Origin of the sequence: Streptomyces sp. NPDC002574 (assembly GCF_042889545.1) — a bacterium.
Lineage (GTDB): Bacteria > Actinomycetota > Actinomycetes > Streptomycetales > Streptomycetaceae > Actinacidiphila.
The window spans coordinates 15,769-42,070 of record NZ_JBIARB010000009.1 but is presented as its reverse complement, the minus strand read 5'-3'; the positions used below and the strand labels follow the sequence as shown (position 1 = coordinate 42,070).

The window sequence follows — 26,302 nt, the reverse complement described above, 5'->3', positions numbered from 1 at the left end:
GGCTCAGTACTCCGCGCGGGCGCCCCCGTCGACCGGCACCATCAGCCCCGTGAGGTACGAGGCGGCGGGTGACAGCAGGAAGGCGGCCGCGCGGCCGAACTCCTCAGGGGTGCCGTAACGGCGCAGCGGAATGCGTTCGGTGAGGCGGGCGCGGGCGGCGCCGGGGTCGCCCGTGAGGGCGTCGAGTTCGCGGGCCCGGTCGGTGTCGATGCTTCCGGGGACCAGTCCGACGACACGGATGCCGCGCGGGCCGAGCCGGCCCGCGAGGTCCTTGGCGTGGCCCGCCAGGCCCGGCCGCAGCCCGTTGGAGATCGCCAGGCCCGGGATCGGCTCGTACACAGAACCGGAGAGCACGAAGCCGATCACCCCGCCCTCGCCCAGCTCCTCCGCCGCCGCGCGCGACAGCCGCACCGCGCCCAGGAAGACCGACTCGAAGGCCGCGCGCCACTGGTCGTCGCCGACGACGTCCGCGGTGCCCGCGGGCGGTCCGCCGACGCTGATCAGCATTCCGTCCAGCCGCCCGAAGTCGCGCCGCGCCGCCGCGACCAGCCGCTCCGGGGTCCGCAGGTCGGCGTTGTCGGCGACGACCCCGGTCGCGCCCGCGGAGCCGCCCAGACGCGCCACGGCGTCGGCCACCGGCTTCTCGCCGCGGCCGCTGACGACCACCTTCGCGCCGTCCGCGACCAGTTCGCGCGCGGCGGCGAACCCCAGCCCGCGGGTGGCGCCGGTGACGATGTACACCCGATCCCTCAGTCCGAGGTCCATGACCGGTGTCGTCCCCCTTCCCCGCCGGAGAGCGCGAGTGCCGTGTTGACCAGCCCGATGTGGCTGAACGCCTGCGGGAAGTTGCCCAGTTGACGCCGCTCCACCGGGTCCCACTCCTCCGCGAGCAGCCCCACGTCGTTGCGCAGGCCCAGCAGCCGCTCGAAGAGGGTGCGGGCCTCGTCGCGGCGTCCCGTGCGGTGCAGGGCGTCGGCGAGCCAGAACGAGCAGGCCAGGAAGGCGCCCTCACTGCCGGGCAGCCCGTCCACGCTGCTGTCCTCCAGGGTGTAGCGGCGGACGAAACCACCGTGGTCCAGCTCCGTGCGCACCGCGTCGACGGTGCCGATCACCCGGCGGTCGGTGACCGGCAGGAAGCCCACCTGGGGGATGAGTAGGGTCGCCGCGTCCAGCTCCCTGGAGCCGTAGTACTGCGTGAAGGTGTTGCGCTCCTTGTCGAAGCCCTTGCGGCACACCTCGCGGTGCACCTCGTCGCGCATCGCGCGCCAGGCCGCGACGTCGCCGGACAGCTGCGGCCGGGCCTCCAGCGTGCGGACCGCACGGTCGGCGGCCACCCAGGCCATCACCTTGGAGTGCACGAAGTGCTGCCGTTCGCCGCGCACCTCCCACAGCCCCTCGTCGGGCCGGCGCCACGCCGACTCCAGGAAGTCCATCAGCGAGCGCTGCACCGCCCAGGCGTGCGGCTCGTCCCGCATGCCGCGGGTGCGGGCGAGATAGAGCGAGTCCAGGACCTCGCCGTAGACGTCCAGTTGCAACTGCGTCGCGGCGGCGTTGCCGACCCGCACCGGCAGCGACGCCTCGTAGCCCTCCAGCCACCCCAGCTCCTGCTCGGGCAGCCGCCGCTCGCCCGCGATCCCGTACATGATCTGCAGGTCGGCGGGGTCGCCGGCGACCGCGCGCAGGAGCCAGTCGCGCCAGCGGTAGGCCTCCTTGAGGTAGCCGGTGGCGACCAGCACGTTGAGGGTCAGCGTCGCGTCGCGCAGCCAGCAGAAGCGGTAGTCCCAGTTGCGCACGCCCCGGATCTCCTCTGGCAGCGAGGTCGTGGCCGCCGCGACGATGCCGCCGCTGGGCGCGTACGTCAGCGCCTTGAGGGTGATCAGCGAGCGCAGCACGGCGTCCCGCCAGGGGCCGTCGTAGCAGCACTGGGCCGACCAGGTCTCCCAGTCCCGCACGCTCTGCCGCAGCGCCTCGTAGGGGTCGATCGCCCGGGGCCGCCGCTCGTGCGAGGGGTGCCAGGTGAGGGTGAAGGCGATCTGCTCGCCCTGGGAGACGGTGAAGTCCGCGCAGGTGGCGAAGTCCTTGCCGTACATGCGGACCAGCGGCTCGCTGCGCAGCCACACCGAGTCGGGACCGGCGATGGCGACCCGGTGCCCCTCGCTGCGGCGCATCCACGGCACGACGTGCCCGTAGTCGAAGCGCAGTCGCAGCTCACTGGTCATCGGGACGCTGCCGGAAACGCCCTCGACGATGCGGATCACATCGGGCGCGCGGTCCCGCTGCGGCATGAAGTCGATCACCTTGACGGTGCCGGAGGGGGTCTCCCAGACGCTTTCGAGCACCAAGGTGTCGCCCTGGTAGGCGCGGCGCGCGCAGGTCTGGTCGGACGGCGCGGACGTGGGGGCGACGCGCCAGTTGCCGTTGTCGTGGCCGCCGAGGAGCGCGGCGAAGCAGGCGCCGGAGTCGAAGCGGGGCAGACAGAGCCAGTCGATGGAGCCGTTGGTGCCGACCAGGGCGACCGTCTGCAGATCGCCGATGATCGCGTAGTTCTCGATGGATCCCGCCACGGTTCCGCCTCCGCGCTCGGCCCCCCTTAGAGGGTGCCTCGCGGCCTACGGGGACGCGACCGCAGCGACCGCCTGGCCGGGCGTGTCCCCTTCCGCGGAGTCGCTGCCGGGCTCGCTGCCGGAATCCGGGCCGGAGTCCCCGTCCGGGCCCTCCCCGGGTCCGCTCGCGGTCTGCTGGGCGGCCCCTTGCGCCGCGAGCCGCTCCTTGCGCTCCCGGCGCACCAGGATGACCCAGCCGACCGGCACCATGGCGGTGAACAGCCACCACTGGATGGCGTAGCCCATGTGCATGCCGATGCTGCTGTGGTCCGGCTCGGGGATCAGTTCCGGCTGGTGCCCCGCGGGCTTCGGCGAGGAGGCGGACAGCTCCATGTAGCCGCCGACCGGCTTCTCCCCGGCGGGCAGGTCCTTGGCGACCAGTTCGCTGTTGATCAGCATGATCATGCGGTCGGGGAGTCCGCCCTTGTTCCTGATGCCGGTCTCGGAGGTGGTCTCGTCGGGGCGCAGCCGTCCGGTGACGGTGACCTCACCGGAGGGCGCGGCCGGGATCCTCGGGAGCTTCGTGAGGTTGCCGCCGGCCGCGATCCAGCCCCGGTTGACCAGCACCGCGCGGCCGTCGGCCATGACCAGGGGGGTGATGACGTGGTAGCCGATGCTGTCGCCGTCGGCGGCGGTGCGCTGGCGGGCGACGACCTCGTGGGCGGTGTCGTAGCGGCCGGTCGCGGTGACCGTCCGGTAGATGTCCTTCTTCGGCACGACCGCGCCCGGGCCGGTCAGCGACTCCACGGGCAACGGGGTCGCCTTGAGGTTGTCCGAGATCAGGTGGTTGTTCGCCACCCGGCGCTCGTGCCGGTGCAACTGCCAGAAACCCAGCCGCACCATGGTGGGCATCATCAGCAGTCCGACGAGGGTGAGGATCACCCACTGGCGGGACAACAGGAAGCGGTACACCCCACGACCGTACAACTCGGTCGTAGGGCGCTTTCGGCAGGGGTCCGACGCGGCGGTGCCGTCGCCGGTCACCGCCCGGTCGGCCGCCGGTCGGCCGCCCGTCAGTTCCGGGACGCCACGGACCCGACGCGGTCGACGATGCCGGTGCGGCCCTCGGCCTTGGCGCAGTGCCCGCCGCAGTACCAGTGGCCGTCCACCTCGACGCCCTTGCCGACGATCCGGACACGGCAGTGCTCGCAGATGGGGGCCATCCGGTGGATGGCGCACTCGAAGCAGTCGAAGACGTGCACGGCCCCCTGGGCGTGCACCTCGAAGCTCATGACGTAGTCGTTGCCGCAGACTTCACATCGGGCCATGAGGCCCAGCGTGCGGGTGGCGCGGGGGAGCGGCAATCGCAGGGCGGGTGCGTCGCCCTCGTACCACCCGAACGGCCGCCGCGGGCCGCCTCAGCCGTGTACGTCGGGCGCCGGGGCGACGTCCCTGAGCAGTTGGGCGAAGCGCCGCTCGTCGATGACGGGGGTGCCCATCTGCCGGGCCCGCACCGTCTTGCCGGTGAGGGCGCCCGGATCGTTGGTGACCAGCAGGCTGGTGAGCCGGCTGACGCCGGACGAGACGTGCAGTCCGGCCTCGGTCGCCCGGTCCTCCAGGAGTTCGCGGTCGACGTTCGTGTCGCCCGAAAAGGCGACCCGCATTCCCTGGATCAGCGGGCCGTCCTGCTCCAGCCGGCCCGGATTGGGGTAGGGGCAGGCGGGCCGCTTGCGGTTGGGCCGCCAGCTCATGGGCCGGTACGTGGAGCGGTAACCGGCGGCCACCGACCGCGGTTCCGCGGCGGTGTCGATCCACTCGGTGAGCGGTCGGCAGGCGTGCAGCGGCAGCCGCAGTCCCCCGGCCGCCGCCTGGTGGAGGCTGGGGCGGAAGACCTCCGCCAGGACGCGGGCGTCGTCCAGCGCGTGGTGGGCGCGCTGCTGCACGACGCCGTAGTGGGCGGCGAGCGACCCCAGTTTGTGGTTGGGCAGCGGCAGGCCCAGCTCCTTGGACAGCACAATGGTGCACAGCCGGTGCTCCACCGGCGCGATGGTCCGGGCGCGGGCGAACTCCCTGGACAGCATCGACCAGTCGAAGACCGCGTTGTGGGCGACGAAGACGCGCCCCGCCAGCCGCGCGGCCAGTTCCTCCGCGATCTCGCCGAACAACGGGGCGTCGGCCAGCATGTCGGAGGTGAGGCCGTGGATCCACACCGGACCCGGGTCCCGCTGGGGGTTGACGGGGGAGTACCAGTGGTCCTGCACCTCGCCGCGCGCGTCCAGCCGGTAGACGGCGGCGGAGACTATCCGGTCGTCGCGGCCGAGCCCGGTGGTCTCGACGTCCACGACGGCGTACCCGTCGGGGTAGGCCTCGGGCCACGGTGGCTGCGGAAGCTGGGACGCGTGCATGGTGGAACACAATACGGGCGGCCACCGACACTCCGGACCGGCCCCGTCCGGCTCCGCCCCGGTCAATGCCGGTGGGACGGGCCGGAAGCGGGCCCCGCGGCGGGCCCTCGCAGGGTGCCCGCCGGAGCCCCCGCACCGGCGCGAGCGCGACTCCGCCCTCGACGGATGGGCCGTCAGCCGTCCGGTTTCCGCACCCGCCGCCCCTGTCCCGCGGAAGCCGTCCGGTGTGCCGGGCCGGGTAAATCCCCTCCCCAGAGGGCGTGTTGGGCCGACCGGCCCTGCGCCGCCCCGGACCACCCCGCTCCCGCGCGGCCGGCCCCGGGGAAATACCGATCGGTAACGACATCTGTTCGCCGGGCGCCGGGCGGCCCTATGGTTCCGCCATGCCGCAACTGCCCGATGCCGTGATGTGGTCGATACCCGCATTCGTGCTGCTCACCGTCCTGGAAGTGATCAGCTACCGGATCCACCCGGACGAGGACTCCGCCGGGTACGGCGCCAAGGACACCGCGACCAGTCTGTCGATGGGACTCGGCAGCCTCTTCTTCGACTTCCTGTGGAAGTTCCCGATCGTCGCGATCTACACCGGGGTGTACGCCCTCACCCCGCTCCGCGTGCCCGTGCACTGGTGGACGATTCCGCTGATGCTGCTGGCACAGGACTTCTTCTACTACTGGCAGCACCGCGGGCACCATGTGATCCGCCTCCTGTGGGCGTGCCACGTGATCCACCACTCCAGCCGGAAGTTCAACCTCTCCACCGCACTGCGCCAGCCCTGGACGAGCCTGACGTCGTGGCCGTTCTACCTGCCGCTGATCGCCTGCGGTGTGCACCCGGCGGCACTCGCCTTCTGCTCCTCCCTCAACCTCGTCTACCAGTTCGGCATCCACACCGAGCGCATCGGGAAACTGCCGCGCCCCGTCGAGTACGTCCTCAACACCCCCTCCCACCACCGGGTGCACCACGCCTCGCAGGGCGGTTACCTGGACCGCAACTTCGGCGGCATCCTGATCGTGTGGGACCGGCTCTTCGGCTCCTTCGCCGCCGAGGCCGAGCGCCCGCTGTACGGGCTGACGAAGAACATCGCCACCTTCAACCCGCTGCGCGTGGCCACCCACGAGTACGCCGCCATCGCCCGCGACGTCGCCGCCGCCCGCGGCTGGCGCGACCGGGCCGGCCACTTGCTGCGCGGCCCCGGCTGGTCCCCGCGGCCCGAGGGCCCGGCGGCGTGACGGCGCACCCGGAGGCCGTACGGGCGGCCCCCAGGACCCGCCGTTCCGCCCAGGTGGCCCTCGCGGTGTTCGCCGCCGTCGGCGCCGCCCACCTGGCGGCGCTGCTCGCGGGCGCGGGCAGCGCGGAGGACGTCACCAAGGCGCTGCTGATGCCCGCCCTCGCGGCCTGGGCGGCGCTGCGGGGCGGCCCCCGGGTGCTGCTCGCGGCGCTGCTGCTGGGCTGGGGCGGCGACGTGCTGCTGCAGTTCGGCGGGGACGCGGCGTTCCTCGCCGGGATGGGCTGCTTCGCGGCCGGCCACGTCTGCTACCTCACACTTCTCGCGCGGCGCGGGGCGTTCTCCGTCCCCGGCCGGACACGGTGGGCCGCGGCCGGATACACCCTGGTGTGGCTCGCCGCGATCACCGTGCTGTGGCCCGGTCTGCCGGCCGCCCTGCGGATCCCGGTCGCCCTCTACAGCCTGCTGCTGACGGCCGTCGCGGCCGGCGGCGCGGGGCTCGGCACCGCGGCGACGGCGGTCGGAGGCGGGCTGTTCCTGCTCTCGGACACCCTCATCGCGACCCGGCTGGCAGGGCTCCCGCAGCCGCCCGCCGCCGGATTCTGGATCATGCTCACGTACCTGGCCGCGCAGTTCCTTCTGGCAGCCGGACTGTACGGTGGTATGTCCCCACTCGTACGAGCAGCTAGGACGACTTCCGTATGCGCGCCACCGTGATCCACGCCCCCCACGACATCCGCGTGGAGGAGGTGGCCGACCCGGTCGTCCGGCAGCCCACGGACGCCGTCGTGCGCGTGGTGCTGGCCTGCATCTGCGGCAGCGACCTGTGGGCCTATCGCGGGGTCGCGTCGCGGCAGCCGGGGCAGCGCATCGGGCACGAGTTCCTCGGTGTGGTGGAGGAGACCGGCTCCGAGGTGTCCGGGCTGAAGCGGGGCGACCTGGTCGTCTCCCCGTTCGTCTGGTCCGACGGGGTCTGCGCGTACTGCGCCGACGGCCTCACCACCTCGTGCACCGAGGGCGGCTTCTGGGGCCAGGTCGGCTCCGACGGCGGCCAGGGCGAGGCCGTGCGGGTGCCGTTCGCGGACGCCACCCTGGTGCGGCTGCCCGCCGAGGCGCTGTCCGACGAGCGCCTGCTGGCCGGTCTGCTGACCCTCTCCGACGTGCTGGGCACCGGGCACCACGCGGCGGTCGGCGCGGGGGTGCGGCCCGGTTCCACCGTCGCGGTCGTCGGCGACGGCGCGGTGGGCCTGTGCGGCGTGCTGGCCGCGCGGCGGCTCGGCGCCGAGCGCATCATCGCGCTCGGCCGCCACGAGGCGCGCACCGCGATCGCCCGCTCCTTCGGGGCCACCGACGTCGTCGCCGAGCGCGGTGAGGCGGCCGTCGCCGCGGTCCGCGAACTGACCGGCGGCCAGGGCGCCCACGCGGTGATCGAGGCCGTCGGCACCGAGCAGTCCATGCGCACCGCGGTCGCCGTCACGCGCGACGGCGGCGCCATCGGCTACGTCGGCGTCCCCCACGGCAGCGGCACCGGCCTGGACCTGAGCGACATGTTCGACCGCAACATCGCCCTGCGCGGCGGGGTCGCCCCCGTCCGGAGCTACATCCCCGAGCTGCTGCCGGACGTGCTGGACGGCACGATCGACCCGTCCGCGGTCTTCGACCTGACGGTCGGCCTGGAAGGCGTTCCCGGCGGCTACAAGGCGATGGACGAACGCACCGCCCTCAAGGTCCTGGTGAAGGCCTGAGAGCGGTGCGCCGGTGCCCCGGGCGCCGTCGTCACCCGGTGACGGCGTCCAGGGCGTCCACGATGCCGTAGCCGTAGAAGCTGTTGACGTGACGCCCGCCCGTGCAGGTGGCGTCCTGCACGCCGTTGCCGTCGGGGTCGTACAGGCCCGTCGGGCAACCGGGGTTGTCGGCCTGCGCCTTGAGCATCCACTGCAGTTGCTCGGGCGTCGCGTGCCGGTGGGTGCTCTTCAGGAGCGCGGCGACGCCTGCCACGTGCGGTGAGGCCATCGACGTGCCCTGCAGATAGCCGTAGGTGTTGCCCGGCAGCGTCGACAGGATGCGGCCGTTCCCGGACGGGGTGCCCGGGACCTGGAAGCGGTCGCCGCCGGGGGCGGCGACGTCGACGACGCCGAGGCCGTAGCTGGAGTAGTACGACTTCAGCTTCTGCACGCCGGTCGCGGAGACGGTGACGACGCCCGGCAGCTGGGTCGGGGTGTCCCAGCAGACGTGCGGGTCGACGGTCCGGGTGACCGGGGTGGAGTCGTCGGGGCTGGTGGTGTCGACGATCGCGTCGGAGTCGAGGTCGTGGTCGGAGTTGCCGGCCGAGGCGATGTTCAGCACGCCCTTGTCGTGGGAGTACTGGGCGGCCCGGTCGACCGCGTCGACGATGGCCCGCTGGTCGGGGCCGTCGAGGCAGTTGTAGAGCCACGGGTCGATGTAGTAGCTGTTGTTGGTGATATCGACGCTGTTCTCGGCGGCGAAGACGAAGGCGCAGACCACGCTCTCCGGGTAGAACAGCTGCGTGACGGGGTCGGCCACCTTGATGGAGGCGACCCGCACGCCCGGGGCCACGCCCGCGACGCCGATGCCGTTGCGCGCGGCCGCGATCTCGCCCGCCACATGGGTGCCGTGGTAGGCATCGGCGCTGTACGGGCGCCAGGCGCCGGGGCTGGTGTCGGCCACTCCGCCCACGCAGTTGGCGGACTGCTTGGCGGAGAAGTTGGCCGCCAGGTCGGGGTGGGTGTCGTCGACGCCGGTGTCGATGACGGCGACGGTGACGTGCCGGTCCCCGGGGTCGATCCGCGCCGCCTTGTCGGCGCCGATGGCCGCCAGGTCCCACTGGTCCGCCTCCAGCGGCTCCTGACCCGGGGCGGCCTTGGACCCGGCCTCGGCGGCCTCGGCCGCCGTGATCCGCTCCGGGGCGCCGAGTTCGGTCGTGGAGGCGGTGGGGAGCGCCGCGGTGCGGGTGGCGCCCGCCGACTCCACGCCGCGCACCGCGCGCATGGCGGTGGCGAAGGCGGGGTTGGCCGAGTGGACGACGATCACGCCGATCTTCTTGTACGTCGCGACGATGTCCCCGCCGTTGCGGTCGATCGCCTGCTGGACGTCTCTGACGGTTCCGCTGTTGGTCCGGGTGGTGTTGACCACGTACGACAGCAACGGGCCGTCGGCGTGGGGGGTGCCGCCGCCCGCGGCGGTGCCGGCCGTGGCGGCCGAGGCGGCGTTCGGCAGGATCGCGAGAGCACCCGCCAGCACCATGCCGATGGGTATCGCGAGAGCGCGGCGCCGTCCTGGCAGGGGAGCCATGGGATCTCCAATCGTCCGACTACGCGTCACCGGGGCAGAGTTGCCGCCGGACGGGTACATGACGACGGAACCTAGCGCCGCCCCGAGCACCGCTTCAATGCGTTTGCGGGGAAAGCCCGGATTCCGGTTGGTAAGGACCTGACAATTTTCAACCACCGCCCCCTGTCGAAGCCCATGGTCACGCCTTTACCATGCGCGGGTCCGATCTTTGCGTGACGTAGCTCACGTTCGGCTCGCGTCGCGTGCTCGTGCCCGCCCAGCTCCGCCCCCACAGGAGGCATCGTGGATTCCGCACGACAGTCGGCTACCTCCGGTCCGCCGTCAGCGGCCTCGTACGTCGAGGTGCAGGCGAGCGCGGAGTTCGCCCAACTGCGCCGCTCCCACCGCTCGTTCGCCTTCCCGCTCACCGTCGCGTTCATCACCTGGTACCTGCTGTACGTCCTGCTGTCCAACTATGCGGGCGGCTTCATGGACACCAAGGTGGTGGGCCACATCAACGTCGCCCTCGTCTTCGGGCTCGCCCAGTTCGCCACCACCTTCGGGATCGCCGTGTGGTACTCGCGCCACGCGAACTCCAAGCTCGACCCGCACTCCGACGCCATCAAGGCGCGCATGGAGGGCACCCAGAACACCGGTGAGACCGAGAGCACGGAGGCCTCCGCATGACCGCGCCGCACACCATGGGAGTCCAGGTCCTCGCGGCCGGGGCCAGCGACCACCGGACGCTGATCATCAGCCTCTTCTCGGTGTTCGTCGCGGCGACCCTCGCCATCACCGTCTGGGCCGGCCGCCAGACCAAGGACGCCACCGACTTCTACGCCGGCGGCCGCTCCTTCAGCGGCTTCCAGAACGGCCTCGCCATCTCCGGCGACTACATGTCGGCGGCCTCGTTCCTCGGCATCGCCGGCTCCATAGCCCTGGTCGGCTACGACGGCTTCCTCTACTCGATCGGCTTCCTCGTCGCCTGGCTGGTGGCGCTGCTGCTGGTCGCCGAACCGCTGCGCAACTCCGGCCGGTTCACCATGGCCGACGCCCTGGCCTTCCGCCTCCGCCAGCGCCCGGTACGCACCGCCGCCGGCATCTCGACCATCGTCGTCAGCATCTTCTACCTGCTGGCGCAGATGGTCGGCGCCGGCGCTTTGGTGGCCCTGCTGCTCGGCATCACCGGCGAGGGCCCGCGGCGGCTGATCGTCGTCCTCGTCGGCGTCGTCATGGTGCTGTACGTGACGATCGGCGGCATGAAGGGCACCACCTGGGTGCAGATGGTCAAGGCCGTCCTGCTGATCGGCGGCACCCTGCTCATCACCATCCTGGTCTTCGCCAAGTTCCACTGGAACCTGTCCACGCTCCTGGGCGCGGCCGCGGAGAAGAGCGGCAAGGGAGCGGCCTTCCTGGAGCCGGGCCTGAAGTACGGCGTCACCTCGACCTCGAAGATCGACTTCATCTCGCTGGGCCTGGCCCTCGTGCTCGGCACCGCCGGGCTGCCGCACATCCTGATCCGCTTCTACACCGTCCCCACCGCCAGGGCCGCCCGCACGTCGGTCAACTGGGCGATCGGCATCATCGGTTGCTTCTACCTGATGACGATCGCGCTGGGCTTCGGCGCCGCCGCGCTGCTCAGCCCGGAGACGATCACCACCTCCAACGCGGCCGGCAACACCGCGGCCCCGCTGCTGGCCCAGGAGATCGGCGGCGGCGCCGGCTCCACGGGCGGCGCCATCCTCCTCGCGGTGATCTCGGCGGTCGCCTTCGCCACCATCCTGGCCGTGGTCGCCGGGCTCACGCTCGCCTCCTCGTCCTCCTTCGCGCACGACCTGTACGCCAACGTCATCCGCAAGGGGACGGCGAGCGAGAAGGAGGAGGTGGCCGCGGCCAAGATCGCGGCCGTCGCCATCGGGGCCGTCGCCATCCTGCTCGGCATCTTCGCGGGCAAGCTCAACATCGCCTTCCTGGTCGCCCTGGCCTTCGCCGTCGCGGCCTCCGCGAACCTGCCGACGCTGCTCTACAGCCTGTTCTGGAAGCGCTTCAACACCAGCGGCGCACTGTGGAGCATCTACGGCGGCCTGATCACCTCCGTGGTCCTGGTGGTCTTCTCGCCGGTCGTGTCCGGCAAGGCGACCTCGATGTTCCCCGGCGAGGACTTCCACTGGTTCCCGCTGGAGAACCCGGGCATCGTGTCCATCCCCGTCGGTTTCCTGTTCGGCATCCTGGGCACGCTCCTGTCCAAGCCCGAACCGGACGCCGACCGCAAGTACGCGGAGCTGGAGGTCCGCTCCCTCACCGGAGCCGGAGCACACTGAACGAACTGTTGAACGTCGGTGCTGTCCCGTAGGCTTCGGAGTAACGGGACGGCACTGCCGTGCCACCGACCCGACCGCAGGAGGGAGGCGCGCCGTGCTGCTCGACACTTACGGCCGGATCGCCACTGACCTGCGGGTCTCGCTGACCGACCGGTGCAATCTGCGCTGCACGTACTGCATGCCGGAAGAAGGGCTGCAGTGGCTCGGCAAGCCCGAGCTGCTCACCGACGACGAGATCGTCCGGCTGGTGCGCATCGCCGTCACGCTGCTCGGGGTCAAGGACGTCCGCTTCACCGGCGGCGAGCCCCTGCTGCGGCCCGGGCTCGTCGGCATCGTCGAGCGCTGCGCCGCCCTGGAGCCCCGCCCGAAGCTCTCCCTCACCACCAACGGCGTCGGCCTCGAACGCACGGCCGCCGCGCTGCGCGCCGCCGGACTGGACCGGGTCAACGTCTCCCTGGACACCCTGCGCCCCGAGGTCTTCCAGGCGCTGACCCGCCGCAAGCGGCACCATGACGTCCTGCGCGGCCTGGAGGCCGCCCGGGACGCGGGGCTCACCCCCGTCAAGGTCAACAGCGTGCTGATGCGGGGGGTCAACGACGACGAGGCCCCCGAGCTCCTGGCCTGGGCCCTCGGAAACGGCTACGAGCTGCGCTTCATCGAGCAGATGCCGCTCGACGCCCAGCACGGCTGGCAGCGCAGCGACATGGTCACCGCCGAGGAGATCCTGGAGAGCCTGGCCACCCGCTTCGTCCTCACCGCCGAGGCGGACGAGGCACGTGGGCACGCCCCGGCGGAACGCTGGCTGGTCGACGGCGGCCCCGGCCGGGTCGGCGTGATCGCCTCCGTCACCCGGCCCTTCTGCCGGGCCTGCGACCGCACCCGGCTCACCGCCGACGGCCAGATACGCAACTGCCTGTTCGCCCGCGAGGAGTCGGACCTGCGCGGCGCACTGCGCTCCGGCGGATCCGACCAGGAGATCGCCGAGTCGTGGAAGGTCGCGATGTGGGGCAAGAAGGCCGGCTCCGGCCTCGACGACCCCTCGTTCCTGCAGCCCGAGCGCCCGATGTCAGCGATCGGCGGCTGAGTCCCGGCCCGCCGGCTCCTCCCACTCCTCGAAGCGCACGACGTCCTTGAGGAACCCCCGCACCCCCAGGAACGACGACAGGTGCTCGCGGTGCTCCTCGCACGCCAGCCAGGTCTTGCGGCGTTCCGGAGTGTGCAGCTTGGGGTTGTTCCAGGAGAGCACCCACACAGCGGGGGCGCGGCACCCCTTGGCGGAGCAGATCGGCGATTCGTTGGTCACGAACCCCATCCAAACATGGCGACGCCGGGCAGCCACGGGGGGAGCCGCCCGGCGTCGGTCCGTCGCTCCGACGGGGGATGCGGAGCGCGTACGCAGTATGTCACGGGGAAAGGCCCCCAGTGGAGTGGATCCCCATGATTGATCTGAGCTTTTCTTGAGCTTCCGAAGCCCGGAAAGAGCTCAGCCGCGACCGGAGGAAGAGCGTCCGTCGGCTTCCGTCTCGGACTCCGCGGGAAGCCGTTCCCGCCCCGGTCCCAGAGCCGGGGGGACGACCGGCGGAAGGTGCGAGGACGGCAGGTTGCGGGCGTTCTCACGGCCCGCGTTGGCGAGCACCACGGCGATGTACGGCAGCACCAGCCCGGCGACGAGCGCCACCCATGCCAGCGGGGTCCACACGTGCCACAGGACGACGGCCAGGATGAACGAAACGGTGCGCACGGACATCGAGATGATGTAGCGGCGCTGCCGGCCCCGGACGTCGTCCGTGAGCCCCGCCGCCGTCCCGGTGATCCGGAAGACCCCTGGATCACTGTGCTTCCGCATCACGTTCCACCGCCTGCTCGAAATGCCGGAAGCTCCCGGTTCCGACGTACTCCACGTTACGCCGCGTGTGCGCCGCATTCGAGAGCGGGGGGCGGCCTCCGGGTGACACCGTCGGGCCGCCGTACAACGTATGGCGGTATCCCGCATGCGACGTACCACTGCCCCGCACAGACTGACGTCATGAACTGGGTATGGGCGATCATCGTCGGCATCGTGCTCGGCTTCCTCGCGAAGCTCCTCCTGCCGGGCAGGCAGGACATCCCCTGGTGGCTGACCATCATCTGCGGCATCCTCGGCGCGTTTCTGGGGAACGCGGTCTCGGGCTGGCTCGGCGTCAAGCACACGGCGGGCATCGACTGGATCAGGCACGTGCTGCAGATCATCGGCGCCGTCCTTGTGGTGGCCCTGGTGACGCCGCTGTGGGCCTCGGTCCGCGGCAGAAGGCAGCGCACGGCCGTCTGAGCCCGGCTGCCTCAGGAGTGGTGCTGCCGCAGGAAGGCAGGCGGCACCCGGTCGGTGAGCCACACGCCGTTGGCGCTCACCCGGAAGACATGGCCCGTGGCGGCCAGTCCCGCGGCGTCCACCTCGAGCACCACCGGACGGCCGTGCCGCGTGCCCACGCGCACGGCCGTCTCCACGTCCGCCGACAGGTGCACGTCCTGACGGGTCATCGGGCGCAGGCCCTCGGCCAGCACGATCGGCAGGGTCGTGCTCGCGGTGCCGTGGTAGAGGACGGCCGGCGGCTCGGTGGCGGCCAGACCGAGGTCGACCTCCACCGAGTGGCCCTGGCTGGCCCTGATCCGCCGGCCGTCCTCCGAATACGCGTACCGCTTCTTGTTGTTGCTCGACACGACATGGTCGAGGTCGGCACGCGAGAAGCGCCGGCCCGCCCGGGCGGACGCGGCCATCAGCACGTCCACGTCCACCCAGCCCCCCTCGTCGAGGGCGATCCCGATCGAACCCGGGTCGTGCCGCAGCACGCGGGCCAGGAACTTCGAGACCTTGACCGTCTGCTTCTCGTCCATCGCCCCACCCCTGTCGGCGGTCAGACCCCCTGGCTGACCGAACTCATGTTGAAGTCCGGGATCCGCATCGCCGGGAACGCGGCCCGGGTGAACCAGTCGCCCCACTCGCGCGGCAGCGTCCGCTCGGTGCGGCCCACCTCGGTGACCCGGCCCAGCAGGTCCACCGGCGACTCGTTGAACCGGAAGTTGTTCACCACGCCGGTCACCTCGCCGCCCTCCACCAGGTAGACCCCGTCGCGGGTCAGCCCGGTCAGCAGCAGGGTGGCCGGATCCACCTCGCGGATGTACCACAGGCAGGTCAGCAGCAGCCCGCGCTCGGTGTCCGCGACCATCTCCTCCAGCGAGCGCTTGCCGCCGCCGTCGAGGATCAGATTGCCCCCGACCGGCGCCGTCGGAAGGCCGGTCAGCCCCGCGCTGTGCCGGGTGGTGAACAGCCGCCGCAGGACGCCGTCGCGCAGCCAGTCGGTCGACTCGACCGGCAGGCCGTTGTCGAAGACCGACGAGTCGTCACCCGAGGCGTGCGCGATCACGAACGGGGCCGACTCCAGCCCGGGTTCGTGCGGGTCGCTGCGCAGCGTCAGGGGCAGCTCCGACAGCCGCTCGCCGATCCGGGTGCCCCCGCCGGGCTTGCTGAAGACCGTGCGGCCCTCCGCCGCGTCCCGGGCCGCGGAGCTCCACTGCTGATAGATCACCAGGTCCGCCACCGCCGACGGCGGCAGCAGCGTCTCGTAGCGTCCGGCGGGCAGGTCGATCCGGCGCTCGGCCCAGGCCAGTCGCTGTGCGAGGTCGGCGTCGAGCGCCGCCGGGTCGACGTCGGTGAAGTCGCGGGTGGCCGCGCCGGCCCACGCCGAGCGGGACATGTCCTCGGACTTGGCGTTGAGTTCGAGCGTGCCGCTCGGCTGGTCGTGGCGCAGCCGCAGGCCCGTCGAGCTGCCCAGGTAGGTCGAGGTGACGCTGTGCTGGGCGAAGCCGTACAACCGCCGGCCGCCGGCCCGGGCCACGGCGAAGGACTCGCCGAGCGCCGGCGCGAAGGCCGCGAAGACGCCGGAGCCAGTCTCGGCGGGCGGCTCGGTGAAGGAGGCGCTCGCGGGCACCCCCTCGACCAGCGGCTGGGCGTCCTCGGCGGGTCCCGCGTCACGTGCCGCCGCCTCGGCGGCCCGCACCAGCGGCTCCAGGTCGTCCGCGGTGACCGCGGCCCGCGACACCACGCCGGAGGCGGTGCCCTGCGCGCCGTTCACGGTCGCGATCACCGTGAGCGTGCGGCCGCGGGTGACGCCGTTGGTGGTCAGGGCGTTGCCCGCCCAGCGCAGGTTGGCCGAGGAGTCCTCGTCGGCGATGACCACGCAGCCGTCCGCACGGGACAGCTCCAGGGCCCGCTCGACAATCTCGTGGGGCTTGGAGAGGGTGCTCATCGACCGGCCTCCTGCGTGGTGTTGAGGATGTTCACGCCGCGGAAGAGCGCGGACGGGCAGCCGTGCGAGACGGCGGCGACCTGACCGGGCTGGGCCTTGCCGCAGTTGAAGGCGCCACCGAGGACGTAGGTCTGCGGGCCGCCGACGGCCTCCATGGAGCCCCAGAAGTCGGTGGTGGTCGCCTGGTAGGCGACGTCGCGCAGCTGGCCGGCCAGTCGGCCGTTCTCGATCCTGAAGAAGCGCTGCCCGGTGAACTGGAAGTTGTAGCGCTGCATGTCGATGGACCACGAGCGGTCGCCGACGATGTAGATGCCGCGCTCCACGCCGCCGATCAGCTCCTGCGTCGACGGGCCGTCCGGCGCGGGCTGCAGCGACACGTTCGCCATCCGCTGCACCGGCACGTGGCCGGGGGAGTCGGCGTAGGCGCAGCCGTTGGAGCGCTCGAAGCCCGTCAGCCGCGCGATGCGGCGGTCCAGCTGGTAGCCGACCAGGACGCCGTCCTTGATCAGGTCCCAGGACTGGCCGGCGACGCCCTCGTCGTCGTAGCCGACGGTCGCCAGCCCGTGCTCGGCGGTGCGGTCGCCGGTGACGTTCATGTGCCCGGAGCCGTACTGGAGCTTGCCCAGCTGGTCGAAGGTGGCGAAGGAGGTGCCGGCGTAGGCGGCCTCGTAACCCAGGGCGCGGTCCAGCTCGGTGGCGTGGCCGATCGACTCGTGGATGGTCAGCCAGAGATTGGACGGGTCGACCACCACGTCGTACGCGCCCGCCTCCACCGAGGGGGCCGCCATCTTCTCGGCGAGCAGCTCCGGGATCTCCGCGAGTTCGGTGTCCCAGTCCCAGCCGGTGCCGGTCAGGTACTCCCAGCCGCGGCCCGCCGGCGGGGCCAGGGTGCGCATGGAGTCGAACTCGCCGGAGGCCGGGTCCACCGCGACGGCGGTCAGCTGCGGGTGCACCCGCACCCGCTGCTGGGTCGTGGTCGTGCCCCAGGTGTCGGCGTAGAACTTGTTCTCGTGGACCGTCATGAGCGAGGCGTCCACGTGCGACACGCCCGGGGCGGCCAGCAGCCGGCCGCTCCACTCGGCCAGCAGAGCGGTCTTGTCGGCATCGGGCACATCGAAGGGGTCGACGTCGTACGCCGAGACCCAGACCTTGTCCGCGTGCACCGGCTCCGGCGCGAGCTGCACGCGCTCGTCCGAGCCCGCCGCGGCGATCACCTTCGCGGACAGCTTCGCCATGGCGACCGCCTGGCCGGCCACTCGCGCCGCCGCGTCCATCGTCAGGTCCACCCCGGAGGCGAAACCCCAGGCCCCGCCGTGCACGACGCGCACCGCGTAGCCCATGTCCGTCGTGTCCGAGGAACCGGACGGTCTGCCGTCGCGCAGCCGCCAGGCGGCCCCGCGCACCTTCTCGAAGCGGAAGTCGGCGTGCTCGGCGCCCAGTGCGCGGGCGCGTGCCAGCGCGGCGTCGGCCAGCGCCCTCAGCGGCAGCGCCAGAAATGACTGATCGACCTCATGGGGCACGACGGCCTCCCCTTCTGCCCGATGCGTCAACGTCGGTGTGCGTCATGTGCTCCGCAGTGAATCATGCCCCTCCGACACCGCCCCCGCCTGCCCTTTTCTGTAGGGACTCGACAGCGACGCGCACATGCCCCTGTCGGGGGTCGATTCTCCGTACCGCCGCGTAGGCAGATAGTTTTTCGGTGTACAAGACCACTATGGAAAGGGTGATCCGTTGAGCCGCTCGGTTCTCGTCACCGGAGGAAACCGGGGCATCGGCCTCGCCATCGCCCGGGCCTTCGCCGACGCCGGTGACCAGGTCGCCATCACCTACCGCTCGGGCGAGCCGCCGGCCGGCTTCCTCGCCGTCCGCTGCGACATCACGGATCCCGAGCAGGTCGAGCAGGCCTACAAGGAGATCGAGGAGAAGCAGGGTCCCGTCGAGGTGCTGGTGGCGAACGCCGGCGTCACCCGCGACCAGCTGCTGCTCCGGATGTCCGACGACGACTTCACCTCCGTCCTCGACACCAACCTCACGGGCACCTTCCGGGTGGTCAAGGCCGCGGCGAGGAAGATGCTGCGGGCCCGCAAGGGCCGCGTCGTGCTGATCTCCTCCGTGGTGGGCCTGACCGGCCAGGCGGGACAGGCGAACTACGCCGCGTCCAAGGCCGGCCTGGTGGGCTTCGCCCGCTCCCTCGCCCGCGAGCTCGGCTCGCGCAACATCACCGTCAACGTCGTCGCCCCCGGCTTCGTCGACACCGACATGACCCGCGTGCTCACCGACGAGCAGCGCAAGGGCATCGTCGGCCAGGTCCCGCTGGGCCGGTACGCGCAGCCCGAGGAGATCGCCGCCTCGGTCCGCTTCCTCGCGTCCGACGAGGCCGCATACATCACTGGAGCCGTCATTCCCGTGGACGGCGGATTGGGCATGGGTCACTGAGCATGAGCGGAATCCTCGCCGGCAAGCGCGTCCTCATCACAGGCGTGCTGATGGAGTCCTCCATCGCCTTCCACACCGCCAGGCTCGCCCAGGAGCAGGGCGCCGAGATCATCCTCACGGCGTTCCCGCGGCCCACGCTGACCGAGCGCATCGCCAAGAAGCTGCCCAGGCCCGTCAAGGTCATCGAGCTGGACGTCACCAACGGCGAGCACCTGGCCTCCCTGGCCGACGTGGTGCGCGAGGAGCTCGGCGGCCTGGACGGCGTCGTCCACTCCATCGGCTTCGCGCCGCAGGACGCGCTCGGTGGCAACTTCCTGAACACGCCGTTCGAGTCCGTCGCCACGGCCATGCACGTCTCCGCGTACTCGCTGAAGGCGCTCACCATGGCGTGCCTGCCGCTGATGCAGGAGGGCGGCTCGGTCGTCGGCCTCACCTTCGACGCGCAGTACGCCTGGCCGCAGTACGACTGGATGGGCCCGGCCAAGGCCGCCCTGGAGGCCACGTCGCGCTACATCGCGCGCGACCTCGGCAAGCAGAACATCCGCTGCAACCTGATCTCGGCGGGCCCGATCGGCTCCATGGCCGCGAAGTCCATCCCGGGCTTCAGCGAGCTCGCCGACGTCTGGAACCACCGCTCCCCCCTGGAGTGGGACGTGGCCGACCCCGAGCCGGCCGGCCGCGGTGTCGTGGCGCTGCTCAGCGACTGGTTCCCCAAGACCACGGGCGAGATCGTGCACGTCGACGGCGGTCTGCACGCGATCGGCGCCTGACGCCTGCGCGTCCGTTCCCCGTCGTCGTTCGTCTCCGCGTACGGCCCCGGCGCCGCCTTCGGGCGGGCCGGGGCCGTACGCGCGTTCGGGGCCGGTTCCCCCGTTCGGCCCAGCATTCCGGGTGGGGGCCGGTGCGCGCCGCCACCATGGGGTGCGGGGCGAGCGGACGAGTGGGACAGCCGGGGGACGCCGGCGGGGCAACAGAGGGAGGGTGTGCATCGTGCGTGTGCGCTTCTACGCGGTGGCGGCCGCGGCGGCGGCCTCGGTGGTCGCGGGCCCGGCCGCGGCGGTCGCCAGGGCGGCCTCCGGCGCCGTCGAGGACACCGAGTGCCGCACCTCTGTGCAGGGCAGCGAGGGCGTGGCCATCTGCTTCAACCCGGATCCGGACCTGGACCACGTGCAGCTGCACATCGAGTGCGCCCAGTGGTGGGACCCGGACGTGGACGGCCCGCAGGTCCCGGTGGGCCCGGCGGAGACGGTGACGCTGAGCGACCGCTGCTGGGAGGAGATATCGAGCGTCTGGGTCACCCGTCTGCCGGACGGAAGCGGCAGCTGAAGGCGTGGCCCGCGGCTTCCTCCGAAGCCGCCATCGGGTCACCCTCGCGGATCGCCTCGACCAGCCGGGAGTGGTCCACGTACGTCTCGGGGCTCAGCTCCTCGCCGATGTCGGCGCGGAGGAACTCGCGCAGCACCTCGCCCAGGTCGGCGTAGAGCTCGGCGATGACCTCGTTGTGCGAGGCGGCCACGACCGACAGGTGCAGCGCCGCGTCCGCGTCCACGAAGACGTCCGCGCGACCGGCGCGCCAGGCCCGTTCACGCCGCGCCAGAGCCGCGTCCAGCTGCCTCAGGTCGCGGTCCGTGCGCCGCGAGGCGGCCAGCGACGCCGCGGAGGCCTCCAGGGCGCTGCGCAGCTCGGCGACGTGCCGGGGATCGGCGTCGGCGAAGCGGCGGTGCATGACGCCGGCCATCTCGCTCGTCGCCAGCACATAGGTGCCGGATCCCTGCCGGATGTCGAGCAGACCGTTGTGCGCCAGGGCGCGGACGGCCTCACGGACGGTGTTGCGGGCCACCCCGAGCTGCTCCACCAGCTGCGCCTCGGTGGGGATGCGCGAACCCACCGGCCACTCACCGGAGGTGATCTGGGCGCGCAGTTGCGTGATCACCTGGTCGGCGAGCACGGACCGCCGGGGCGAGGTCAAGGGCATGGACCCTCCTCAGGATTCATCCCATCATTCTATGATGGTGCGCATGCGTGACGACGAAGCCACAACGATCGACCCTGCCACGGCAGGACCCTCCTTGCCCGCACAGACGTCTGCCGCTCCGCAGAGCATGACGCACACCCGCGCCCGCACCCGGGTTTTCGTCGCCGTCGCGCTGGTCCTTGCCGCGCTCAACCTGCGGCCCGCCATCACGAGCCTCGGCGCGCTCCTGGAAGAGGTCCGCGACGGGCTGGGCATGAGCGGGACCGTCGCCGGGCTGCTCACCTCCGTGCCGGCCCTGTGCTTCGCCCTCTTCGGCGTCGCCGCGCCCCGGCTGGCCCGCCGCCGCGGGCCCGGCGCCGTGGTCTGCGGGGGACTGGCCGCCATCACCATCGGACTCGCCCTGCGCCCGTTCGCCGGGGGCACCGTCGTCTTCCTCGCCGCCAGCGCCCTGGCACTGGCCGGCATAGCCGTCGGCAACGTCCTGATGCCCGTGGTCGTCAAGCGCTACTTCCCCGACCGCGTGGGCACCATGACCGGCCTGTACTCCATGGCGCTCTCCCTGGGCACCGCCGTGGCCGCCGCGGCCACCGTCCCCGTGACGCGCGCCCTGGGCGGCGACTGGCGCGCCGGACTCGGTGTCTGGGCGGTGGTCGCGGTCGTGGCCGTCGTGCCCTGGCTCGCCCTCGTGCGCGACCGCAGTGGTGCCGGCGCCGGCACCGCGAGCGTCCCGGTCCCCGCGGCGCCCGCCCCCGTCGCGGCGGGCCGCATCACCCGCAGCCGCACCGCCTGGGCGCTGGCCGTGTACTTCGGGCTCCAGGCCACCGGCGCGTACATCACCATGGGCTGGCTGCCGCAGATCTTCCGTGACGCGGGGATCTCCGCCTCCACCGCCGGAGTGCTGCTCGCCGTCACCATGGTGATGGGCGTGCCGCTGTCCTTCGTGCTGCCCGCGCTGGCCGGGCGGATGCGGCACCAGGGCGGACTGGCCGTGGGCCTCGGCCTGTTCGGGCTCGCCGGGTACGCGGGACTGTGGCTCGCGCCGGCCGCCGCGCCCTGGGTGTGGGCGGTGCTGCTCGGGATCTCCAACTGCTCCTTCCCGCTCGCCCTCACCATGATCGGGATGCGCTCGCGCACCGGCGCGGGAGTGGTCCGGCTGTCGGCCTTCGCACAGTGCACCGGCTACCTGATCTCCATCCCGGGCCCGATCCTGGTCGGCGTCCTCTACCAGCACAGCGGCGGCTGGGACCTGCCCGTCGCCTTCATGCTCGCCCTGCTGCTGCCGCAGATCGCCGCGGGCATGGTCGCCGGACGCGACCGGTCGGTGGAGGACGAACTCTGACGGACCCGGCGTCCCGGGCGACCCGGGTGCGGGCCGGCCGCGGGCCGGTGCCAGACTGAGGCCATGCCCGTGCTCGAGCCCAACCCCCCGCAGCCGCAGAAGAAGCTCCTGATCATCTTCGGCCTCATGCTCGCCGTCCCCGCCCTCGTCGCGGTGATCGCCACCATCGGCGCCAAGTTCGGCTGACCCGGCCCCGAGCCGGGGTAGGGACAACCCCACCTCCCCTAGGGGGTCAGGGTCAGGGTCAAGTGGGTGGGCCACCCGATGGGCCGGCGGTCCGCGGTTCCGTAGCGTCGTGGTGCAAGGTCAATCAGCACCCCGCACCTCGGAGGCGGTCCCGTGTCCACGCAGGCTGTTCCCTCGCGCGCCCCGCGCCCCCGCACCGTTCGTGCCGCGGCCGACGGCGCCGCGCAGACGCGCCTGCCGTGGTGGGCGCTGGCGCTGCCCGCCCTGGCCTTCGCCGCGCTGCTCGCGTTCGTCGCCGGCCCGGGCACGGCGAACGCCTCGGCCGCCGAGCCCGCCGCACGCCTGTTCACCCGGCTCGCCGAGGTGCTCCCGGCGTTGCTGCAACACCTGCTGTAACCTCCGCACGCCGTCCGCGATCCGGGCCGCTCCCGCGCCTGCCGGGCGGTTTTCTGGAAAGCTGAGGGTCATGAGCGCAGCTGCATCGCCCCGCCGGATCGTCCTGCTCCGGCACGCCAAGGCCGATTGGCCCGCCGTTCCCGACCACGAGCGGCCGTTGGCCGACCGTGGACGCAAGGAGGCGCCGGTCGCCGGCCGCAGGCTCATGGAGCTGGACATCCCGTTCGACCTGACCCTCTGCTCCTCGGCCGTCCGCACCGTCGAGACCTGGAAGCTCGTCGCCCACGAACTTCCCCACCGCCCCCGGACCGTCTACGAGGAGCGGCTCTACGACGCCACCCTCGGAGATCTGCTCGCGCTGCTCAACGAGACCCCAGAGGACGTCGACGACCTGCTGCTGGTGGGCCACAACCCGGGGATCCACGCCCTCGCCGACGCTCTCGCCGGCAGCAGCGAGGGGGACGCCCTCGCGCGGATCGAGCGCACGGGCTTCCCCACCGCGTCGATCGCCGTGATCACCTTCACCGGTCCCTGGAAGACGGTCGAGCACGGCGTGGGGCGCCTGGTCGAGTTCTGGTCCCCGCACGACTGACCTGGCCGCGGACACCGGCGACGGGCCCGGGGCGGCGCGCACGCGCTCCCGGTCCCGCCGCGGGGCGCCGGCCTCTCGGGACCGCTACGCCTCGACCGCGCCGTCCAGCGCGTCGGCCGCCTCGACCTCTTCGCGGGTGATGCCCAGCAGATAGAGCACGGTGTCCAGGAACGGCACGTTGACCGCGGCGTCGGCGGCCTCCCGCACCACCGGCTTGGCGTTGAACGCCACCCCGAGCCCGGCGGCGTTGAGCATGTCCAGGTCGTTCGCCCCGTCGCCGATCGCGACGGTCTGGTCGAGCGGCACCCCGGCCTCCGCGGCGAAGCGCCGCAGCAGCCGCGCCTTGCCCGCACGGTCCACGATCTCCCCGACCACCCGGCCGGTGAGCCGGCCGTCGACGATCTCCAGGGTGTTGGCGGCCGCGAAGTCCAGCCCCAGCCGCTCCTTGAGGTCGTCGGTGACCTGCGTGAAGCCGCCCGAGACGACACCCACCTGGTAGCCCAGGCGCTTGAGGGTGCGGATCAGGGTGCGGGCGCCCGCCGTCAGCCGGACCTCCTGGCGCACCTTGTCCACCACGGACGCGTCCAGCCCCGCCAGCAGCGCCACCCGCGCGTGCAGCGACTGCTCGAAGTCCAGCTCGCCCCGCATCGCGCGGGCCGTCACCTCGGCGACCTCCTCCTCACAGCCGGCGTGCGCCGCGAAGAGCTCGATCACCTCGTCCTGGATGACGGTGGAGTCCACGTCCATGACCACCAGCCGCCGCGCCCTGCGGTGCAGCCCCGACGACACCACGGCCACGTCCACGCCGCGCTGGTGCGCCTCCAGGGCGAGCACCGGGCGCAGCGCGTCCGTCGCGACCCCGGACACGGCGAACTCCACGGCCGTCACCGGGTACTTCGCGAGTCGGAAGATGCGGTCGATGTTGCCGCCCACGGCGGTGATGCGGTTCGCTATGGCCGCCGTCGACTCCGCGGTGAGCGGGTGCCCGAGCACGGTCACATGGGAGCGGCCCTCGCCGCGCGGCCGGTTGTCGCCGATACCGGAGATGATCTCGGCCTGCAGGCGCACCGACTCGGCCCAGGAGTGCACAGTCGCCCGCAGCGAGCCCTCCACGCCTGGACCGGTGGGCGCGGTGACCAGCGCGCAGAGCACGATGCGGCCACGGGTGACGACCTGCTCGATGTCGACGACGTCCACCTGGAAGCCGGCCAGCGTCTCGAAGAGCCCTGCGGTGAGGCCCGGCCGGTCCTTGCCGAAGATCTTGACCAGGAGGGTCGGCACGTTGACGGCGGGGGCGGTGGTCGCCTGCGATGCGTCGTTCATGGTGAGACCACCGTATCCGGCGCCCGGACCCGGACGGAGACGCGTTCCGCCTGCCGGACAGTGCCCGTGGTCAGCGGCGCCGTCCCGGCGCGCCGGGTGGCGGCGGATTCTGCGGGGGCGGTCCCGGGGGCCGGCCCGGCGGCGGTCCGGGCGGGGGCGGCAGCGGCATCCCGGTGACGGTCCGCGCCGAGTGCGGGGCGTCGGAGGGCGGCGACTGCTTGTACGGGTTGGGCTCCTCCTCGTGCGGCTGGTAGTCGGGGCTGGGGAGGTAGGGGCCGGGCTCGTACGCGATGCCCGGGTAGGTGCGCCCGGAGTCCTGCGGGCCCACGGGACCGGGAGGCGCCACGGGCGCCCGCACCGGGTGCGGCGGACGGGGCGTGGCAGCGCCCGTTCCCGTGCCCGCCGGCACGTACGGCGACACCCTGCGCCCGGCCGTGCCCGTCGCCAGGGCCAGCAGCGCACCCGCGCCGCCCGCCGCGGCACCCCAGGCGGCACCCAGGAGCAGCGCGAGCGGCATGCTGCCGTGCAGATCGATCCCGGCGCCCACGGCGTCGAAGCCGAACACCGACAGTCCCGCGTCCACGGAGACACCGGTGAGCTGCACCAGCAGGAGGAAGGCGAGCGCCGTGACCGCCCCCAGGCTCAGCGCGCACCGCCCGGCGTACCCGGCCCGCGAGGCGCCGCGCAGCGGCGTGCGGGCCGCGGCCAGCGCCCCGGCCGCCAGCATCATCAGTGCGACGGCCACCGTCAGCAGCCAGACCCTGTGGTCGAGTTCGGCCAGGCGCCCCATGGTCACCGGCTCGTGGGTCTTCCCCGTCAGCAGCCGGTCGAGGGGGTCGGGCAGCACCTTGGCGAGCTCGCCGGTGGCCGTGCCCTTCCACGAGACGAACAGGCCCAGTGGCACCGCCAGCCAGACACCGTTGGGCGCCCCCAGGAGCGCCGCGCCGGCGATCCGCTTCGGCTCGTCCCCGGTGGCGGCCGCGTAGCCGGCCGCCGCGTACCCCGCGACCACGGCCAGCAGCAGCACCCAGCGCAGCGCCGAGGCGGCCGGGCGGACAGCCGTGTGCACCGCCTCCAGACCGCGCGGCAGCGGCGTGCGCCGCGAGGCGAGCAGCGTCAGCAGCAGCACGGCCAGCACCCACAGCAGCCCGCCCAGCAGCGAACGGCCGGTGTCCACGTGGAAGCTCACCGAGGCCTTGGCGTCGATCAGGTCCTGCAGCCCGTCGCCCAGTCCGCCGCCGATGTCGCCGATCCCCGGCAACTGGTCGATCAGGCCGCCCCCGCCGCCGCTTTTGCCGCCGCCCAGCGCGGCGCCGTCGATGGCGATGGTGTCCTCGCCCGCCCAGCCCAGGACGCCGAGCAGCGCCACGAAAAGGACCGTCACCGTCCCGGCGCGCGCGACCAGTTCGCCGGCCGGGACCGTCATGCCCGCCCGGCGCAGCGAGCGCAGGAAGATCCAGGCCAGGAGCAGCGCCCCGACCAGTCCCACTCCCAGCGGCATCACGTCGAGCGCGCCCGCCGCGCCCGCGCCGTCGAGCCCGAACACCGCGACGTCCCCGGACGGGCTCACCTTGCCGCCCACCGCCATGGCCACCACGGCGGCGGTCATCGGCCCGAGGGAGCCCGCGGTGTCCGCCCCGAGCAGATGGAGCCCGAGCGCCGCCACGCCCACCATCGCCAGATACGCCCAGCTGACGGCCGCGATCGCGGACAGCAGCACGCTGCCCCAGGGGATCGCCCGCGGTGGGTGCGGGGGCGCGGCGGATGGTGGTGTGGAGGTGTACGTCGTCATGCCCGCCCCCGAGGTGTCGCGTCCGGACCGCCTGTGATGCCTGCGCTGCTCATGCCCCGGTCCGTCATGATCCGCACGGATCCCGGGCGGTTACCACTCTCCGGTGGTGTTTCGGCGCCGTCAACGGATTCCCGGCAGCCCGTTCACATCGTGCCGAACGGTCGGGTTCTGCCGGACGGTCGTGCCTGGAAT

The 26,302-nt window shown here is 72.5% G+C and carries 28 protein-coding genes; 14 read left to right on the top strand and 14 right to left on the bottom strand.

The genetic code is table 11. From position 1 onward, the window contains the following. Positions 1–3: 3 nt before the first annotated feature. The 5 genes from ACFYXS_RS22700 to ACFYXS_RS22680 all read right to left on the bottom strand — a co-directional run bounded on the left by ACFYXS_RS22700 (position 4) and on the right by ACFYXS_RS22680 (position 4,948). Positions 4–765: an SDR family oxidoreductase gene (locus ACFYXS_RS22700; protein ID WP_389250942.1), complete on the bottom strand. Its 762-nt coding sequence runs from the start codon at positions 763–765 to the stop codon at positions 4–6. Continuing rightward, positions 750–2,564, bottom strand: a complete 1,815-nt coding sequence (locus tag ACFYXS_RS22695) for a glycoside hydrolase family 15 protein (protein WP_389250940.1) — start codon at positions 2,562–2,564, stop codon at positions 750–752. The genes ACFYXS_RS22700 and ACFYXS_RS22695 overlap by 16 nt, the downstream gene beginning before the upstream one ends. A 45-nt stretch (positions 2,565–2,609) precedes the next feature. Further along, positions 2,610–3,515, bottom strand: a complete 906-nt coding sequence (locus ACFYXS_RS22690; RefSeq protein ID WP_389250938.1) for an SURF1 family protein — start codon at positions 3,513–3,515, stop codon at positions 2,610–2,612. Positions 3,516–3,616: 101 nt separating this feature from the next. Then, entirely contained in the window at positions 3,617–3,871 is a 255-nt protein-coding gene (locus ACFYXS_RS22685; RefSeq protein WP_319661264.1) for a hypothetical protein, read from the bottom strand. Positions 3,872–3,961: 90 nt separating this feature from the next. Then, positions 3,962–4,948, bottom strand: a complete 987-nt coding sequence (locus ACFYXS_RS22680) for a DEDDh family exonuclease (RefSeq protein WP_389250936.1) — start codon at positions 4,946–4,948, stop codon at positions 3,962–3,964. 383 nt (positions 4,949–5,331) lie between these two features. Between ACFYXS_RS22680 and ACFYXS_RS22675 the strand changes: the two genes are divergently transcribed. Genes ACFYXS_RS22675 through ACFYXS_RS22665 form a run of 3 tightly spaced genes read left to right on the top strand, consistent with a single transcriptional unit; the run spans position 5,332 to position 7,921 of the window. Beyond that, a complete protein-coding gene (locus tag ACFYXS_RS22675; protein ID WP_389250933.1) occupies positions 5,332–6,180 on the top strand; it encodes a sterol desaturase family protein in 849 nt (282 codons plus the stop codon). Beyond that, positions 6,177–6,893 carry a lysoplasmalogenase gene (locus ACFYXS_RS22670; RefSeq protein WP_389250931.1) on the top strand — a complete coding sequence of 239 codons (717 nt, stop codon included), beginning with the start codon at positions 6,177–6,179 and terminating at the stop codon, positions 6,891–6,893. The genes ACFYXS_RS22675 and ACFYXS_RS22670 overlap by 4 nt, the downstream gene beginning before the upstream one ends. Further along, positions 6,878–7,921 (top strand): zinc-dependent alcohol dehydrogenase family protein, encoded by a 1,044-nt coding sequence (locus ACFYXS_RS22665; RefSeq protein ID WP_389250929.1) that lies wholly within the window; start codon positions 6,878–6,880, stop codon positions 7,919–7,921. Before ACFYXS_RS22670 ends, ACFYXS_RS22665 begins: the two co-directional genes overlap by 16 nt. A 31-nt stretch (positions 7,922–7,952) precedes the next feature. Here the strand turns inward: ACFYXS_RS22665 and ACFYXS_RS22660 are convergent, their stop codons facing one another. Then, positions 7,953–9,488 carry a S8 family serine peptidase gene (locus tag ACFYXS_RS22660; protein ID WP_389250927.1) on the bottom strand — a complete coding sequence of 512 codons (1,536 nt, stop codon included), beginning with the start codon at positions 9,486–9,488 and terminating at the stop codon, positions 7,953–7,955. Between the two features lie 282 nt (positions 9,489–9,770). Here ACFYXS_RS22660 and ACFYXS_RS22655 point away from each other — a divergent pair, with 282 nt between their 5' ends. The 3 genes from ACFYXS_RS22655 to moaA all read left to right on the top strand — a co-directional run bounded on the left by ACFYXS_RS22655 (position 9,771) and on the right by moaA (position 12,872). After that, on the top strand, positions 9,771–10,154 hold the full coding sequence (locus tag ACFYXS_RS22655) for a DUF485 domain-containing protein (protein WP_389250925.1): 384 nt from the start codon (positions 9,771–9,773) through the stop codon (positions 10,152–10,154). Continuing rightward, entirely contained in the window at positions 10,151–11,788 is a 1,638-nt protein-coding gene (locus ACFYXS_RS22650; RefSeq protein ID WP_389250923.1) for a cation acetate symporter, read from the top strand. The genes ACFYXS_RS22655 and ACFYXS_RS22650 overlap by 4 nt, the downstream gene beginning before the upstream one ends. A gap of 94 nt (positions 11,789–11,882) precedes the next feature. Beyond that, the gene (gene moaA / locus ACFYXS_RS22645; RefSeq protein ID WP_389250921.1) at positions 11,883–12,872 is read left to right on the top strand and encodes a GTP 3',8-cyclase MoaA; all 990 of its coding nucleotides are present in this window, start codon (positions 11,883–11,885) and stop codon (positions 12,870–12,872) included. Here the strand turns inward: moaA and ACFYXS_RS22640 are convergent. After that, positions 12,855–13,100, bottom strand: coding sequence for a hypothetical protein (locus tag ACFYXS_RS22640; protein WP_319661274.1), 246 nt, complete (start codon positions 13,098–13,100; stop codon positions 12,855–12,857). The two genes, moaA and ACFYXS_RS22640, sit on opposite strands and share 18 nt — an antisense overlap. Positions 13,101–13,271: 171 nt before the next feature. Beyond that, on the bottom strand, positions 13,272–13,634 hold the full coding sequence (locus ACFYXS_RS22635) for a DUF3099 domain-containing protein (protein ID WP_389250918.1): 363 nt from the start codon (positions 13,632–13,634) through the stop codon (positions 13,272–13,274). 180 nt (positions 13,635–13,814) lie between these two features. On the opposite strand from ACFYXS_RS22635, the gene ACFYXS_RS22630 reads away from it, so the two are divergent. After that, positions 13,815–14,096: a GlsB/YeaQ/YmgE family stress response membrane protein gene (locus tag ACFYXS_RS22630; RefSeq protein ID WP_389250915.1), complete on the top strand. Its 282-nt coding sequence runs from the start codon at positions 13,815–13,817 to the stop codon at positions 14,094–14,096. Positions 14,097–14,107: 11 nt separating this feature from the next. Here the strand turns inward: ACFYXS_RS22630 and ACFYXS_RS22625 are convergent, their stop codons facing one another. From ACFYXS_RS22625 to ACFYXS_RS22615, 3 genes are read right to left on the bottom strand one after another with little or no spacing between them, the layout of a single operon-like run. Beyond that, on the bottom strand, positions 14,108–14,659 hold the full coding sequence (locus tag ACFYXS_RS22625; protein WP_389250913.1) for an RNA 2'-phosphotransferase: 552 nt from the start codon (positions 14,657–14,659) through the stop codon (positions 14,108–14,110). 20 nt (positions 14,660–14,679) lie between these two features. After that, positions 14,680–16,071 carry a metallopeptidase TldD-related protein gene (locus ACFYXS_RS22620; protein ID WP_389250910.1) on the bottom strand — a complete coding sequence of 464 codons (1,392 nt, stop codon included), beginning with the start codon at positions 16,069–16,071 and terminating at the stop codon, positions 14,680–14,682. Then, the gene (locus tag ACFYXS_RS22615; protein WP_389250908.1) at positions 16,068–17,591 is read right to left on the bottom strand and encodes a TldD/PmbA family protein; all 1,524 of its coding nucleotides are present in this window, start codon (positions 17,589–17,591) and stop codon (positions 16,068–16,070) included. The genes ACFYXS_RS22620 and ACFYXS_RS22615 overlap by 4 nt, the downstream gene beginning before the upstream one ends. A gap of 211 nt (positions 17,592–17,802) precedes the next feature. On the opposite strand from ACFYXS_RS22615, the gene fabG reads away from it, so the two are divergent. From fabG to ACFYXS_RS22600, 3 genes are all read left to right on the top strand, one after another. Then, positions 17,803–18,507, top strand: a complete 705-nt coding sequence (gene fabG / locus ACFYXS_RS22610) for a 3-oxoacyl-[acyl-carrier-protein] reductase (protein ID WP_389250906.1) — start codon at positions 17,803–17,805, stop codon at positions 18,505–18,507. Positions 18,508–18,509: 2 nt separating this feature from the next. After that, entirely contained in the window at positions 18,510–19,277 is a 768-nt protein-coding gene (gene fabI, locus ACFYXS_RS22605; protein WP_319661281.1) for an enoyl-ACP reductase FabI, read from the top strand. Between the two features lie 220 nt (positions 19,278–19,497). Further along, a complete protein-coding gene (locus ACFYXS_RS22600) occupies positions 19,498–19,833 on the top strand; it encodes a hypothetical protein (protein ID WP_389250903.1) in 336 nt (111 codons plus the stop codon). On the opposite strand, the gene ACFYXS_RS22595 is transcribed toward ACFYXS_RS22600, so the two are convergent. Next, on the bottom strand, positions 19,802–20,482 hold the full coding sequence (locus ACFYXS_RS22595) for a FadR/GntR family transcriptional regulator (protein WP_389250901.1): 681 nt from the start codon (positions 20,480–20,482) through the stop codon (positions 19,802–19,804). The two genes, ACFYXS_RS22600 and ACFYXS_RS22595, sit on opposite strands and share 32 nt — an antisense overlap. A gap of 43 nt (positions 20,483–20,525) precedes the next feature. Between ACFYXS_RS22595 and ACFYXS_RS22590 the strand changes: the two genes are divergently transcribed. The 4 genes from ACFYXS_RS22590 (at position 20,526) to ACFYXS_RS22575 (ending at position 22,995) form a co-directional block, all read left to right on the top strand. Then, complete coding sequence (locus tag ACFYXS_RS22590; protein WP_389250899.1) at positions 20,526–21,821, top strand: CynX/NimT family MFS transporter; 1,296 nt, start codon at positions 20,526–20,528, stop codon at positions 21,819–21,821. 63 nt (positions 21,822–21,884) lie between these two features. Then, entirely contained in the window at positions 21,885–22,007 is a 123-nt protein-coding gene (locus tag ACFYXS_RS22585) for an SGM_5486 family transporter-associated protein (protein ID WP_319661286.1), read from the top strand. Between the two features lie 153 nt (positions 22,008–22,160). Continuing rightward, positions 22,161–22,403: a hypothetical protein gene (locus ACFYXS_RS22580; protein ID WP_319661287.1), complete on the top strand. Its 243-nt coding sequence runs from the start codon at positions 22,161–22,163 to the stop codon at positions 22,401–22,403. Between the two features lie 70 nt (positions 22,404–22,473). Further along, positions 22,474–22,995, top strand: coding sequence for a histidine phosphatase family protein (locus ACFYXS_RS22575; RefSeq protein WP_319661288.1), 522 nt, complete (start codon positions 22,474–22,476; stop codon positions 22,993–22,995). Positions 22,996–23,079: 84 nt separating this feature from the next. Here ACFYXS_RS22575 and serB read toward each other — a convergent pair whose 3' ends face one another. Continuing rightward, positions 23,080–24,318 carry a phosphoserine phosphatase SerB gene (gene serB, locus ACFYXS_RS22570; RefSeq protein WP_389250896.1) on the bottom strand — a complete coding sequence of 413 codons (1,239 nt, stop codon included), beginning with the start codon at positions 24,316–24,318 and terminating at the stop codon, positions 23,080–23,082. A gap of 70 nt (positions 24,319–24,388) precedes the next feature. Next, positions 24,389–26,110 (bottom strand): streptophobe family protein, encoded by a 1,722-nt coding sequence (locus ACFYXS_RS22565; RefSeq protein ID WP_389250894.1) that lies wholly within the window; start codon positions 26,108–26,110, stop codon positions 24,389–24,391. Positions 26,111–26,302: the final 192 nt, after the last annotated feature.